Origin of the sequence: Arthrobacter sp. NPDC080082 (assembly GCF_040686595.1) — a bacterium.
GTDB lineage: Bacteria > Actinomycetota > Actinomycetes > Actinomycetales > Micrococcaceae > Arthrobacter.
In genome coordinates, this window is record NZ_JBFBKQ010000002.1 from 20,238 (window position 1) to 33,188 (window position 12,951).

Here is a 12,951-nt window from a genome sequence, read left to right on the forward strand (position 1 = left end):
TTCTAGCGCATTCCTGAAGACCTCATTAGACGACCGTGACGCCGGTGGCCTGCGGGCCCTTGGCACCCTGGCCGATTTCGAACTGAACGCGCTGGTTCTCATCGAGGGTCTTGAACCCGCCGGTCTGGATTTCGGAGTAGTGGACGAAGACGTCGCCGTCGGAGTCATCCGGGGTAATGAAGCCGAAGCCCTTTTCAGCGTTAAACCACTTGACGGTTCCCTGAGCCATTTAATTCTCCTCATTGTCGAACTTGAGAAAGTCCGGCGCACCTTACGCCGGGCTTAGTCACTCCGCGGGAAGAACCTTGGCATCCGCCCGGTACTCCGGGTTTCGGCGTCAGGAGCTTCACGCTCGCAACATGTCTTGCGAGCATGAAAAACACCTACACAAAGACTGTTCTAAGAATTTCATGCCCCCACAGTCAGGTCAACGGGCGCGGCTGATAAATCCACAAATTTTATGTAACAAGCTGGTGAACCAATTGGTGCGTGATTGCGGTGCAATTGCCGCGCTTAGAAGAGGCGGGATTCGCTGTCGTCCACACCGCGCATCGCGTCATAGTCCAGCGTTACGCAATCAATGCCGCGGTCGGTGGCGAGGACCCTTGCCTGCGGCTTGATCTGCTGGGCGGCAAAGATACCGCGAACGGGAGCCAGGAGCGGGTCGCGGTTGAGCAGTTCGAGGTAGCGGGTCAGCTGTTCGACGCCGTCGATGTCGCCCCGGCGCTTCAACTCGATGGCGACGGTGCCGCCGTTCGCGTCGCGGGCCAGGATGTCCACCGGCCCGATCGCGGTGAAGTACTCGCGGCGGATCAGCGAAAATCCCTCGCCCAGGGTCTCGATCTGGTCAGCCAGCAGGCGCTGCAGGTCCGCCTCCACGCCGTCCTTGATCAGTCCAGGGTCCTGGCCAAGGTCGTGCGAGGTGTCATGGAGCTGTTCGTGGATGTTGATGATCAGCCGGTCGTCGGTCTTGGTGGACTGCACGGTCCACTGCTCGATCACGCCGACCTCGACGTCGACCTCGTCCGGGGTGGACACCCGGAGCCGGGCGGGCGGGCTCATCCAGTTCAGCGGCTTGTAGGAACCGCCGTCGGAATGGACCAGCACGGAGCCGTCCGCCTTGACCACCAGCAGGCGGGTGGCGAGGGGGAGGTGGGCCTTGAGCCGGCCGACATAATTAACGGAGCAACGGGCTATCACTAAACGCACCCGGTCAACACTACCGGCAGCGGGGAGGCGCCGCGGCTTGGACACCGTCCGGGGACCCGCTGGGGCAGAATGGGACCATGCCCCGTTCCAACCGCCCCCGCCGCCCCGCCCCGGGCAACGGGGGCGCCCGGCAGCCCGGCAAGCACAGCGGGCCGGTGCCCGAGCTGGACCTGGAACGCGCCCGGACCGGGATTGCCCGCCGGGAAAGCGCCCCGGACGGTGAATGGATGGTCCGGTCCATCTCGGCCAGCCGCGCCGGCAAGACCTATGTCTGCCCTGGATGTCTGCATGCCGTCCCGCCCGGAACCGCGCACCTGGTGGTCTGGTCCGAGGACCATCTCTTCGGTGCCGCCGCCGGGCTGGCCGAACGGCGCCACTGGCACACCAACTGCTGGACCTCGCGCACATACCGGTACCGCTAGGCGCTCACGGCTCCCGCGGGTGCCGCCCGTAGCTTCGCTAAGCTGGAGGGCATGACTTTCGACCCGGCCTCGTACGACTTCACCCAGCCCGCCGCCCCGACCCCCATCCGGGCCGCCACGGTGCTGCCGGCACGGCGGGAGAACATCGAGCTGCGCACCGCGGACGGTCACCTGCTGGTGGGCGAACTCGCGCTGCCGGAGTCCGGCGAGGTCCGGGCCACCCTGATCACCCTGCATCCGCTGCCCACGCACGGCGGCTTCATGGATTCGCACGTCTACCGCAAGGCCTCCTACCGGCTGCCGGCCCTGGCCGGCGTCGCCGTGCTGCGCTTCAACACCCGCGGGACATCGTCGCCCCGGGGAACCAGCGGCGGCAGCTTCGAGGAGGGCGTCGGCGAACGGATGGACGTCGAGGCGGCGGTGCGGTTCGCGGTGGACCGCGGCCTGCCGAACCGCTGGCTGGTGGGCTGGTCCTTTGGCACCGAACTGGCCCTCATGTACGGCGCGGTGGAACCCGTAGCCGGAGAGATAGAGGGCGCCATCCTGCTCTCGCCCCCGCTGCACCGCGCCACGGACGTGCACCTCAAGGAATGGGCTGCCGCGGGCAAGCCGCTCAAGGTGCTGGTCCCGGAACACGACGACTACCTGCAGCCTGCCGCCGCGGCCGAACGCTTCGCCCTGGTGCCCCAGGCCGACGTCGTCGGCGTCGACGGCGCCAAGCACCTCTGGGTGGGGGAGAAGTACGCCGGACGGGTGCTGAACGAGATCGTCGCCGAGGTTCTGCCGGGGACGGCGCAGCCGCTTCCCGAGGAGTGGGACGGCCCGGTGGCCACGGCGCACGCCTGAGAGGTGAGCGCCTGCCGGGGTGAGTGCCTGCCGGTTTAGTGCTTGTCCGGGTTAGTGCTTGTCCTGGCGGACGATGAAGATTTCCTTGACCAGGAGCATGATGGCCGCGGCCGTCGGGATCGCGATCAGCGCGCCGAGCACACCCAGCAGGCTGCCGCCGGCGATCACCGAGATGACCGCCACCGCGCCGGGCACCGCCACGGCCTTCTGCATGATGCGCGGCGAGACGAAGTAGGCCTCGAACTGCAGGTAGGCGAAGTAGCAGATCGCGAAGACGACGGCGGTCTGCCAGCCGGCGGTCAGGGCGATCAGGGTGACCAGGATGCCGGCGATCATGCCGCCGACCAGGGGAATGAAGGCCAGCAGCGCCACGACGAAGGCGAGCAGCACCGCGAACGGCACGCCCACGATGGTCATCACGATGAAGGCGAAGAGCGCGTTGAGCAGTGCCACGCAGACTTGGCCGATGACGTAGTTGCCGACCGAGCCGGTGATCTCCTCCGACAGGGCCTCCACGCGCGGCCGGCGGGAGCGCGGGGCCAGGCGGTAGCCCCACAGCTTCATCGAGGGCATCGCGGAGAGGAAGTACAGGCTCAGCACCAGGACGATCAGGGCGCCGAAGAGGCCGTTGGCGATGGTGGAGCCGACGCCCACCACGCCGCCGAAGATGCCGCCCATCGCGTCCGGGTTGTTGACGAACTTCTCGAGTTCCTGCGTGATCCGGTCCCGGACGCCGAACTGGCTGTCCAGGCTGCGGAAGAAGTCCGAGTCGATGAAGTCCTGGATCCACTTGGGGGCCTCCTGGACGATCTGGGTCACCTGGGCCACGATGGTCGGGATCAGGGTGGCGAAGAACCCGGCGACGGCAAGGGCCAGGACGGCCACCGAGACCAGGATGCCGGCCGGCCGGGGCACCTTGCGTTTCTCCAGCCAGCGCACCACGGGATCGAGCCCGAGAGCGATGAAGAGCGCGGTCAGGATCCAGAGCAGCAGTTGGGTGATGTTGGAGCCGATCCAGTAGACCAGCAAGGCCACGCCGACGCCCACGGTCCCCATGAACCCGACGTAGAGCGGATGCTGCGCGGAAATCCGCGGCCCGGGACGGCCGAAGCGGGTCTCCTCGGTGTCCTCAAGAGCGGCGTCGGCGTCGTCCAGCTGCTCGGGCGGCAAATCGAAGCGCAGCCGGGGCTGTGCGCCGGGCAGGGGTTGCCGCAGGCGGCGGGCCATCGCGGCCAGGAACCCGGCCGGAGCCTGGGCAGGCCGCGCGACGGATTCCGGGGGAGCTGCCTGTCCTGAGGGGGACGAATCCGTGGGGTCAGTCACTGCGCTGCAAGCCTTTTTCTCTCAATTTTCCCCGGAATTCCGCGGCTGCGGGGCCGGTGTGACGATCACCGCAAACACTATCAGCAGCCTTGCTACCGGGCGGATCGACGGGCCGGGACGGTTCGGAAAAGGGGCTTGACAAGCCGCCCGATCTGACTCGGAGGTAACAAAACGGTTACTCTTAAAACTACGTGTCCGCTGATGATAGGTAATATTTTGCGTTTCAAGACTGCAGTTGCACTTGTGCTGCTCGGCCTCCTGACACTGCTGGCGGGGATCGGGCAGAAGACAATCTGGGCTCCGCCGGCGACGGTGACGGCCGGCGTCCCGGCCAACGGCACCGCCGCGCCGCTGACGGTGGTCGACCAGAAGCTGCGCACCCTGCACGGCGGCACGGTCAAGATCCACGTCAAGGGTGAAGGCAACTTCCTGCTGGCCTCCGGCCGCCCCGACGACGTCAACGCCTGGGTGGGCAAGACGGCCCACAACACCATTTCCGGGCTCTCCGAGGACCGCAAGTCCCTGACCGTCGAGCACGCCGACGGCGAGGCCACCGCGCCGTCGCCCGCCGGTTCGGACCTCTGGGTCTCCACCGAGAACGCCAACGGCGAGCTGGACTACTCGTGGACTCCGCCGGCCGACGGCGACTGGTCGCTGCTGCTGGCCACCGACGGCACCAAGGCCGCCCCCTCGGACATTTCGATGACCTTCCCCAATGACACCTCCACGCCGTGGGCCATCCCGCTGATGGTTATCGGCGGGCTGCTGGTAGTCGGCGGCGTCGCGCTGCTGGTGCTGAAGCCCAGGCAGGGCGCGCCGCGCTCCGGCACCCCGGGCGACGGCGGTTCCGGCGGTGGCGGCTCCGATAACTCCGGCTCCGGCGATGTCGAGGCCAAGGAGGCCACCGCCGGCAGCGCCTTCGCACGCCGGGCCCGGGCCCGCGCCGCCGACCGGGCCAAGGCCCGTGAGGCCGGCTCCACCCCGGCCGACGGGGACACCGGACAGGCCCCCCGGGCCGCAACCCTGTCCACGCGCCGCCGCGCCGCGGGTGCGGCCGTGGCCCTGCTGACCGCCACCGCAGTCGCCGGCACGGGCGTTGCCGCCCAGGCCAGCCAGTCGCCGTCGCCCGCCCCGAGCGGAAGCACCGGCACGGCCGCCCCCTCCGCCGGCGGGACCCCGATCCTGCTGGATGCCCAGTTCCGCCGGATCCTGGAACAGGTCTCCGCGGCCACGGACGCCGGTGACGCCGCCAAGGACGCGGCCAAGCTCGCCCCGCGCGTCGGCGGGACCGAACTCGAGGTCCGCACGCAGAACTACAAAATCCGCTCGCAGGTGGGCAGCTACGAATCCCGGATGCCCGTGCGCGCCACCAAGCTGCTGACCACCGTGGTGAGCTCCAAGCGAGACTGGCCCCGCTCCGTCATGGCAGTCACCCAGGGCGACGGCAACGTGGTCCCGCAGCTGCTGACGCTGGTCCAGGCGTCCCCGCGCGAGAACTACAAGCTGGTCGGCGCGACGCCGCTGCAGCCGGGAACCACCTTCCCCGCGATCAACCGCGGCGGCACGGAGACGCTGGGCGCCGGCGACAAGTCCGGCCTGCTCTACAGCGGCCAGGAGGCCCTCGCTGGCCTGGGCGACCGCCTGACCAACGCCGACTCGGCCTTCAAGGACAAGCTCGCCGAGGGCCAGTCCTCGCCGTACATCGCCGACACCCTGGCCTACCAGGCCGACGTGGTGAAGTCCGGTGCCAACGGAAACTTTGCCTTCACCCACAAGGCTGTTCCCGAGGACACCGTGGTGTTCCGCACCGCCGACGGCGGGGCCCTGGTCCTGGGCCGGCTCAACTTCGGTTTCGACGGCACGCCGAAGAACTCCGGCGACAAGCTGACCATCGGGGACGACGCCGCGGCCCTGGCCGGCGGCAAGGAGACCAGCACCGGCATGGTCCTGAACTTTGCCGAGTCCGTGGCGGTCTACGTGCCGCCGGCGGGGTCCAAGGATCCGATGAAGCTGGTGGCCGCCACCCGCGGCCTGGTCGGGGCGAGCTTCAAGTAGTCCCGGCCGCGGGCGGAGTCGATAGAGTGGTTCCATGACTTCGCCCGCATCCCGCCCGGTCCCGCCCGCAGCCGCAAACCCGATCAACCTGCGGGGCGCCGTCGATCTTTCCTCGCTGAAGCAACGCCCCGCACCGCCCGCCGGACCGGGGTCCACGCATGCCGGAGCCGCCCAGCCCGGATCCGCCCAGCAGCCAACGGACGGCGGCGCCGCCCCGTTGCGCGTCAACGTCACCGAGGCCAACTTCCAGGACCTGGTGGACCTCTCCGCCCGGGTGCCCGTCGTCATCGCCATGTGGGCCTCCTACTCACCCGGGTCCGGGGATCTGGTGGACGCCCTGGAGCAGATTGTCACCAGTTACGAGGGCCGCCTGGTTCTCGGCGCCGCCGATATCGAGGCCTTCCCGCAACTGGCCCAGGCGTTCCAGGTGCAGGCCGTTCCCACGGCCGTCGCCGTGGTGAAGGGCCAGCCCGTGCCGCTCTTCCAGGGCGGCGCCGACGAGCAGCAGGTCCGCAGCCTCTTCGATGAACTCCTCAAGGTGGCCGCCGCCAACGGCGTCACCGGCCGGATCGGCGGCGGTCCGGCCGCCGCGGAGGCCGAGGCCCCGCCGCTGCCCCCGTTGCACCAGAAGGCCTTCGACGCGATCGAGGCAGGTGACTTCGACGGTGCGGCCGCCGCGTACCGCCAGGCCCTCACCGAGATGCCCGCCGACGCCGACGCCAAGGTGGGCCTGGCCCAGGTGGAGCTGATGGGACGCCTGCAGGCCCTGTCCACCGAGGACGCCGACGCCGTCCGTGCCAAGGCCGCGGAGGAACCGGACAACCTGGACGCACAGCTGGCCGTCGCCGATCTCGACGTCGCCGGCGGGCACGTGGAGGACGGCCTGGGCCGGGTGGTGGCCTTCATCGGCCGGAACTTCGGACCGGAGCGGGAGACCGCCCGGGTGCGCCTGCTGGAACTCTTCGACGTCGTCGGCGCCACCGACGAGCGCGTGGCCAAGGCCCGCCAGAACCTGGCCCGGGTGCTGTTCTAATGGCGTCCGCACTCTTCAGCCCGCTGACCCTGCGCTCCCTGCGGCTCGAGCACCGCGGCTGGGTCTCGCCGATGTGTCAGTACAGCTGCGAACCCGAGACCGCCGAGGGCGTCCCCACCGACTGGCACCTGATGCACCTCGGATCGTTCGCCACCGGGGGAGCGGCCCTGATCCTCACCGAGGCGGCCGCCGTCAACCCCGCCGGGCGGATCAGCCCGCGGGACGCCGGCCTCTACAACGACGCCCAGGCCGAATCCTGGACCAGGATCGTGGACTTCGTGCACCGGCACGGCACCGCGGAGACCAAGATCGGCACCCAGCTCTCGCACGCCGGCCGCAAGGCCTCCAGCTACTGGCCGTTCTCCGGCAAGACCGGCACCGTCCCTGCCTCCGAGGGCGGCTGGGACCCGGTGGGCCCGGGCGCCGGTGCCTTCGACGGCTACGCGCCGCCGTCGGCCATGACCGGGGCCGAGATCGAGGGCGTGATCGCCGACTTCGTTGCCTCCGCCCGGCGGGCCGTGGAGGTGGGCTTCGATACCATCGAAATCCACGGTGCGCACGGCTACCTGCTGCACCAGTTCCAGAGCCCGCTGATCAACGACCGCACCGACGAATGGGGCGGCGACGAGGCGGGCCGTAACCGGCTCATGCTTGCCGTGGTGGACGCGGTGCGCGAGGTCATTCCGGACTCGATGCCGCTGTTGCTGAGGATCTCCGCCTCGGACTGGGCCGAGGGCGGCGTAGACGCCGAGGCCTCCGTCCGGCTCGCCCGCGCCGCCTCCGAGCGCGGCGTGGACCTGGTGGACGTCTCCAGCGGCGGCGCCGTAGCGCACCAGACGATTCCGGTGGGTCCCGGCTACCAGACCGGCTTCAGTGCCAAGATCCGACGCGAGGCCGGCGTCAAAACCGGCACGGTGGGATTGCTCACCTCCGCTGGCCAGGCGGAACACGCCGTGGCGACCGGCCAGGCCGACGGCGTGCTGATCGCCCGCGCGGCGCTGCGCGACCCGCACTGGTGGCTGCGCGCGGCCTTCGAACTGGGCCACGAGCTGGCCTGGCCGCCGCAGTACGAACGGGCCATGCCCCGGCGGACGTTCTAGCCAGCGGCTAAGATGGAAGCCATGACCAGCATGACGGAACCCCTGACGACGGCCCCCCAGAACGCCCTGGACAACGACCTCGACAACGACCCGATGCGTGAGCTTTCCGGCGCCGGGACGTCGACGGCGACGATCGAGCGTGAGGAACTGCGCCAGGAAGTGGAACCGGGAGACCGGGAGCGCTTCGCGCATTACGTCCGCAAGGAAAAGATCATGGAATCGGCCCTCTCCGGGGAACCCGTCATTGCCCTCTGCGGCAAGGTCTGGACCCCCGGACGGGATCCGAAGAAGTTCCCCGTGTGCCCCGAATGCAAAGAGGTTTACGAGGGGCTGCGCCCCGGCGGTGACGACGGCGGCTCCGGCAAGTAGGGCGTGGCATCCGGTTCAACCGAAAAAGATTGGTGTTTTTGTGCTTAGTGGGGCTTTTCCCGAACCAACAGACACGTATGGACGGGAGGCCCGCTAAGTGACGGAAACACTGTTCGGCGGTCCCGTGCTGCCGCCCGCCTATCCCGAGCGGGCCGCGTGGGGAACCGCGCCGAAACTGCGTGCCTGGCAGCAGGAGGCGCTGGATAACTACTTCGCCACCAACCCCCGGGACTTCCTTGCCGTCGCAACCCCCGGGGCCGGTAAGACCACCTTCGCCCTCCGCGTGGCCTCCATGCTGATCGATTTGGGCGTGGTCAACCGCGTGACCATCGTGGCGCCCACGGACCACCTCAAACGCCAGTGGGCCGACGCCGCGGCGAAGGTGGGCATCGCCATCGACCCGAACTTCAAGAACGCCGACGGCCAGCACGGCCGCGGCTTCATCGGCGTCGCCGTCACGTACGCGCAGGTGGCCAGCAAGCCCATGCTGCACCGGGCCAAGACCGAGGCCGCCCGCACCCTGGTGATCCTGGATGAGATCCACCACGGCGGCGAGGCGCTCTCCTGGGGCGACGGGCTCCGCGAGGCCTTCGACCCGGCCGCGCGCCGGCTGTCCCTGACCGGTACCCCATTCCGCTCGGACACCTCCCCGATCCCGTTCGTCGAGTACGCGGAGGACCGCGACGGCATCCGGCGCTCCAAGGCCGACTACACCTACGGCTACGGCAAGGCGCTGCGCGACCACGTGGTCCGTCCGGTGATGTTCATGGCCTACTCCGGCCAGATGCGCTGGCGCACCAGCGCGGGCGACGAGATGGCCGCCTCCCTGGGCGAGGCCGCCGTTACCAAGGAAATCACCTCGCAGGCCTGGCGCACCGCGCTGAACCCGGCGGGCGAATGGATCCCGGCCGTGCTGGCCGGGGCGGACAAGCGCCTGAGCGAGGTCCGGCGCACGGTGCCCGACGCCGGCGGCCTGGTCATCGCCACCGACCACGAGGACGCCCGGGCCTACGCCGGGCAGCTGAAGCGGATCACGGGGGAGTCACCCACCGTGATCCTCTCCGACGACGCCAAGGCCTCCTCCAAGATCGAGGAGTTCTCCGCCGGGGAGAAGCGCTGGATGGTCGCGGTGCGGATGGTCTCCGAAGGCGTCGACGTGCCGCGCCTCTCGGTGGGCGTGTACGCGACGTCGACCTCCACCCCGCTGTTCTTCGCCCAGGCCGTGGGCCGCTTCGTGCGTGCCCGCAAGCGCGGCGAAACGGCGTCGGTGTTCCTGCCCTCGGTGCCGCAGCTGATGGCGCTGGCTAACTCGATGGAGGCCGAGCGGGACCACGCCCTGGACCGGCCGGAGAAGGAAGACGCGGACGGGCTGTTCAACCCCGAGGATTCGCTGATGGACGAGGCGAACCGCGAGGAGAAGGCCTCGGACACGCTGATGAAGGGCAAGTTCGAGGCGCTGGATTCCCAGGCGTCCTTCGACCGGGTGCTGTTCGACGGCGGCGAATTCGGCACCGGCGGCGAGGTCGGCTCCGAGGACGAGCTGGACTTCCTCGGCATTCCCGGCCTGCTCGACGCCGAACAGGTGGGCACGCTGCTGCGCCAGCGCCAGCACGAACAGCTCAGCCGCAAGAACAAGCGCGCCCCCCAGGCGGCGGCCTCCGAGCCGGCGCCGGCGGTCCCGGACCACCGGATGCTGATGGACCTGCGCACCGAACTGGCCAAGAACGTCGCCGCCTGGTCCGCCCGGACCGGCACCCCGCACGGGGTCATCCACACCAAGCTGCGCACGGTCTGCGGCGGCCCGCCCGTCGCCCAGGCCAACGAGGAACAGCTGCAGAGCCGGCTGCGGAAGCTGCAGGACTGGTTCATCGGCCGGAAGTAGCCGGACGCCCCGCGGGGCCCGGTACGCCCGGTGCGCCCGAGCGCCCGGGCGCCCCGGAGTCACGGCACGAAAAAGGGACCGGAGTGATCCGGTCCCTTTTCGTGTCGTTCGGGGGAGCTGCTACTGGTTCGGCTGGCCGGACTGGGCGCCGCCGCCGCAGGCCTGGGAGAAGGTCTGGCCGGCCGAGGTGTATTTGCCCTTGAGCTCGTCGAGCTTGCCCTGGTCCGGGTCCTTCTCGGCGGCCTCGTCCAGGTAATCAACGATCGACTGCAGCGGTGCCTGCAGTTCCTCGGAGGCGGTGGCCTGGATCGGGCGGATCTGGTTTGCCAGGCGGGTCATGCCGAACTTGTCCGAGCTGGAGGACGGGGAGCTGGTGATCGTCTTGATCCGGTCGCAGGTCTCGGCGGTGGTCATCTTCGGGGCCGAGCAAGCGGCCGCTCCGAGGATGGTCCCGGCAGCGAGCAGGACGGTCAGGGTCTTCTTCATGATGATGTACTCCGGGATTTACTGTTCCGACGTTACTGGCAAGGATTCCGAGTCTACTGTGCGCGGCGCCGGGGCCGCGATCTCAGTCCAGCTCGACGCCGCCGAGTTCCATCTCGGCGAAGGCGTCCTCGAGGTCGTCGGCGATGCCCACGGTCAGGCTGCGCGGGACGGTGACGGTGTAGCCGGCCTGGACCGCGTCCAGGGCCGTGGCCTTGACGCAGTAGTCGGCGGCGATCCCCACGACCACAACTTCTTCGACGTCGTGGCTTTGCAGCCAGTCGTCCAGCCCGATCGCGTCCTCGTCCGCCTCCTGGCCGCCGGCTGGGCCGGCCACCGGCAGCGCGCCGGGCGTCCGGTCTCCGGTGGGTACGGCGTCGTCCGGGGCCAGCAGGCCCTCGAAGCCGGAGTAGGCGGCCGTGTACTGGCCCTTGCGGAAATACGCCTGGATGTATTCGGTGTCCAGGTCCGGGTGCAGCTCCGCCCCGCGGGTGCCGGCGACGCAGTGCCGCGGCCAGCTCTCAACAAAGTCGGGCGTGTCCGAGAAGTGCGCGCCCGGATCGACATGCCAGTCCTGGGTGGCCACGACGTGGTCGAACTGCCCGTGGTGGGCGTCGACGTATTCGCTGATCTCCGCGGCCAGTGCCGCCCCGCCTTCAACGGCCAGGGAACCGCCCTCGCAGAAGTCGTTTTGTACGTCGACAATGATCAGGGCGCGGGACATTCAGTCCTCCTCGTAGACGGTGGGGATGGCCGGTTCGCCGCGCTGCAGCCGGTTGACCACGGGCGGCAGTTCGGCCATGGAGGCGGCGTGCCGGTCGCGGGCGCGCACCACCCCCTCGGGGCCGGTCCAGCCGGGAAGCAGCTCGCCGTTCTTGATGAACTGCTGCAGCAGCTGGCGGTCGTTGCCGTCGTCCTCGGGCCGGTGGCCGATGCCGACGATCTCCTGGGTCGCGATGCCGCGGTCGTTGAGCCGGCGCAGCGCGTATTTGCGGCCGCCCTTGCTCGCCTTGTTCTTCGCCGCCTTCGCGACCGCGACGAACTCGCCGTCGTCGTTGGTGCGGCTGACGAGCTTGTAGACCAGGCTTGCCGTCGGCGCGCCGGACCCGGTGACCAGGGAGGTGCCGACGCCGTAGGAATCCACCGGGGCGGACTGCAGGGCCGCGATGGCGAACTCGTCGAGGTCGGAGGTGACGATGATGCGGGTGTTGACATTGCCGAGGTCATCGAGGAGCTGGCGTACCCACTGGGCCTGGGCCACCAGGTCGCCGGAGTCCAGGCGGACCGCGCCGAGCTTGTCCCCGGCGAGGTCGACGGCGGTGCGCACGGCTGCCTCGACGTCGTAGGTGTCCACCAGCAGCGCCGTCCCCGCGCCCATGGAGGCCAGCTGGGCCTCGAAGGCGTCCCGTTCGGTGTCGTGCAGCAGGGTGAAGGAGTGGGCCGCGGTGCCGACGGTCTTGATGCCGTAGCGGCGGCCGGCCTCCAGGTTGGAGGTGCTGGCGAAGCCGGCGATCACGGCGGCGCGGGCGGCGGCGACGGCGGATTCCTCCTGGGTACGGCGGGAGCCCATCTCCACGCACGGCCGGGTGCCGGCAGCGGTGATCATCCGGGACGCGGCGGAGGCGATGGCAGAGTCGTGGTTGAGGATCGAGAGGATGTAGGTCTCCAGGACGCAGGCCTCGGCGAAGGTCGACTCGACGATCAGGATGGGGGAGTTGGGAAAGTACGCGTCGCCCTCGGCATAGCCCCAGATGTCGCCGGAGAAGGAGAAGTCCGCGAGGTACTCCAGGGTTTGTTCGTTGACCACGCCGGTGCTGCGCAGGAAGTCGATTTCCCCGGGGCCGAAGCGGAAGTTCGCGATGCCCTCAAGCAGGCGGCCGGTACCGGCGACGATGCCATAGCGGCGGCCCTCGGGCAGCCGGCGGGCGAAGGCCTCGAACACCGACTTGCGGTGGGCCGCGCCCGAGTGCAGGGCGGCCTGCAGCATGGTCAGCTCGTAATGGTCGGTGTACAAGGACGTGCGGGGGTGGTCCCAGCCGGCGGAGGTGCTCACGAAATTTACTCTAGTCCCCGACGGCTCCCTCGTCTTGCTCCGCTTCGACGCGGGGCCCTCGCCGTCGGGGGCCCACCCACCGGCTCCCTCGTCTTGCTCCGCTTCGACGCGGGGCCCTCGCCGTCGGGGGCCCACCCACCGGCTCCCTCGTCTTGCTCCGCTTCGACGCGGGGCCC

13 protein-coding genes are annotated in these 12,951 nt (G+C 69.5%); 7 read left to right on the plus strand and 6 right to left on the minus strand.

Features of this window, described 5'->3' with window-relative positions:
• Positions 1-25 precede the first annotated feature (25 nt).
• Entirely contained in the window at positions 26-229 is a 204-nt protein-coding gene (locus tag AB0O44_RS04380) for a cold-shock protein (protein ID WP_003804766.1), read from the minus strand.
• 284 nt (positions 230-513) lie between these two features.
• Entirely contained in the window at positions 514-1,209 is a 696-nt protein-coding gene (gene nucS, locus AB0O44_RS04385) for an endonuclease NucS (RefSeq protein WP_364134754.1), read from the minus strand.
• Positions 1,210-1,286: 77 nt separating this feature from the next.
• Here nucS and AB0O44_RS04390 point away from each other — a divergent pair, with 77 nt between their 5' ends.
• A complete protein-coding gene (locus tag AB0O44_RS04390; protein WP_364134757.1) occupies positions 1,287-1,631 on the plus strand; it encodes an ATP/GTP-binding protein in 345 nt (114 codons plus the stop codon).
• Between the two features lie 51 nt (positions 1,632-1,682).
• Positions 1,683-2,477 carry an alpha/beta hydrolase gene (locus tag AB0O44_RS04395; RefSeq protein WP_364134760.1) on the plus strand — a complete coding sequence of 265 codons (795 nt, stop codon included), beginning with the start codon at positions 1,683-1,685 and terminating at the stop codon, positions 2,475-2,477.
• Positions 2,478-2,528: 51 nt separating this feature from the next.
• Here AB0O44_RS04395 and AB0O44_RS04400 read toward each other — a convergent pair whose 3' ends face one another.
• On the minus strand, positions 2,529-3,704 hold the full coding sequence (locus AB0O44_RS04400) for an AI-2E family transporter (RefSeq protein WP_290257867.1): 1,176 nt from the start codon (positions 3,702-3,704) through the stop codon (positions 2,529-2,531).
• 297 nt (positions 3,705-4,001) lie between these two features.
• Between AB0O44_RS04400 and AB0O44_RS04405 the strand changes: the two genes are divergently transcribed.
• The 5 genes from AB0O44_RS04405 to AB0O44_RS04425 all read left to right on the plus strand — a co-directional run bounded on the left by AB0O44_RS04405 (position 4,002) and on the right by AB0O44_RS04425 (position 10,239).
• Positions 4,002-5,855, plus strand: a complete 1,854-nt coding sequence (locus tag AB0O44_RS04405) for a hypothetical protein (protein WP_364134763.1) — start codon at positions 4,002-4,004, stop codon at positions 5,853-5,855.
• Positions 5,856-5,889: 34 nt separating this feature from the next.
• Positions 5,890-6,888, plus strand: coding sequence for a tetratricopeptide repeat protein (locus tag AB0O44_RS04410; protein ID WP_364134766.1), 999 nt, complete (start codon positions 5,890-5,892; stop codon positions 6,886-6,888).
• Positions 6,888-7,988, plus strand: coding sequence for an NADH:flavin oxidoreductase/NADH oxidase (locus AB0O44_RS04415; protein ID WP_364134769.1), 1,101 nt, complete (start codon positions 6,888-6,890; stop codon positions 7,986-7,988). Before AB0O44_RS04410 ends, AB0O44_RS04415 begins: the two co-directional genes overlap by 1 nt.
• A gap of 21 nt (positions 7,989-8,009) precedes the next feature.
• A complete protein-coding gene (locus tag AB0O44_RS04420; protein WP_290257420.1) occupies positions 8,010-8,357 on the plus strand; it encodes a DUF3039 domain-containing protein in 348 nt (115 codons plus the stop codon).
• A gap of 97 nt (positions 8,358-8,454) precedes the next feature.
• The gene (locus tag AB0O44_RS04425) at positions 8,455-10,239 is read left to right on the plus strand and encodes a DEAD/DEAH box helicase (protein WP_364134772.1); all 1,785 of its coding nucleotides are present in this window, start codon (positions 8,455-8,457) and stop codon (positions 10,237-10,239) included.
• A 120-nt stretch (positions 10,240-10,359) separates the two neighbouring features.
• Here the strand turns inward: AB0O44_RS04425 and AB0O44_RS04430 are convergent, their stop codons facing one another.
• The 3 genes from AB0O44_RS04430 to AB0O44_RS04440 all read right to left on the minus strand — a co-directional run bounded on the left by AB0O44_RS04430 (position 10,360) and on the right by AB0O44_RS04440 (position 12,775).
• Positions 10,360-10,725 carry a hypothetical protein gene (locus AB0O44_RS04430; RefSeq protein ID WP_290257422.1) on the minus strand — a complete coding sequence of 122 codons (366 nt, stop codon included), beginning with the start codon at positions 10,723-10,725 and terminating at the stop codon, positions 10,360-10,362.
• Positions 10,726-10,807: 82 nt separating this feature from the next.
• Positions 10,808-11,446 carry an isochorismatase family protein gene (locus tag AB0O44_RS04435; protein ID WP_364134775.1) on the minus strand — a complete coding sequence of 213 codons (639 nt, stop codon included), beginning with the start codon at positions 11,444-11,446 and terminating at the stop codon, positions 10,808-10,810.
• Positions 11,447-12,775: a nicotinate phosphoribosyltransferase gene (locus AB0O44_RS04440; RefSeq protein WP_290257424.1), complete on the minus strand. Its 1,329-nt coding sequence runs from the start codon at positions 12,773-12,775 to the stop codon at positions 11,447-11,449.
• Positions 12,776-12,951 lie beyond the last annotated feature (176 nt).

What these genes read in the sequence shown, in the direction of transcription:
- AB0O44_RS04380 (WP_003804766.1), bottom strand. Translation starts at nt 229, where the DNA reads ATGGCTCAGGGAACCGTCAAGTGGTTTAACGCTGAAAAGGGCTTCGGC.
- AB0O44_RS04390 (WP_364134757.1), top strand. Translation starts at nt 1,287, where the DNA reads ATGCCCCGTTCCAACCGCCCCCGCCGCCCCGCCCCGGGCAACGGGGGC.
- AB0O44_RS04395 (WP_364134760.1), top strand. Translation starts at nt 1,683, where the DNA reads ATGACTTTCGACCCGGCCTCGTACGACTTCACCCAGCCCGCCGCCCCG.
- AB0O44_RS04400 (WP_290257867.1), bottom strand. Translation starts at nt 3,704, where the DNA reads ATGGCCCGCCGCCTGCGGCAACCCCTGCCCGGCGCACAGCCCCGGCTG.
- AB0O44_RS04405 (WP_364134763.1), top strand. Translation starts at nt 4,002, where the DNA reads ATGATAGGTAATATTTTGCGTTTCAAGACTGCAGTTGCACTTGTGCTG.
- AB0O44_RS04410 (WP_364134766.1), top strand. Translation starts at nt 5,890, where the DNA reads ATGACTTCGCCCGCATCCCGCCCGGTCCCGCCCGCAGCCGCAAACCCG.
- AB0O44_RS04415 (WP_364134769.1), top strand. Translation starts at nt 6,888, where the DNA reads ATGGCGTCCGCACTCTTCAGCCCGCTGACCCTGCGCTCCCTGCGGCTC.
- AB0O44_RS04420 (WP_290257420.1), top strand. Translation starts at nt 8,010, where the DNA reads ATGACCAGCATGACGGAACCCCTGACGACGGCCCCCCAGAACGCCCTG.
- AB0O44_RS04430 (WP_290257422.1), bottom strand. Translation starts at nt 10,725, where the DNA reads ATGAAGAAGACCCTGACCGTCCTGCTCGCTGCCGGGACCATCCTCGGA.
- AB0O44_RS04435 (WP_364134775.1), bottom strand. Translation starts at nt 11,446, where the DNA reads ATGTCCCGCGCCCTGATCATTGTCGACGTACAAAACGACTTCTGCGAG.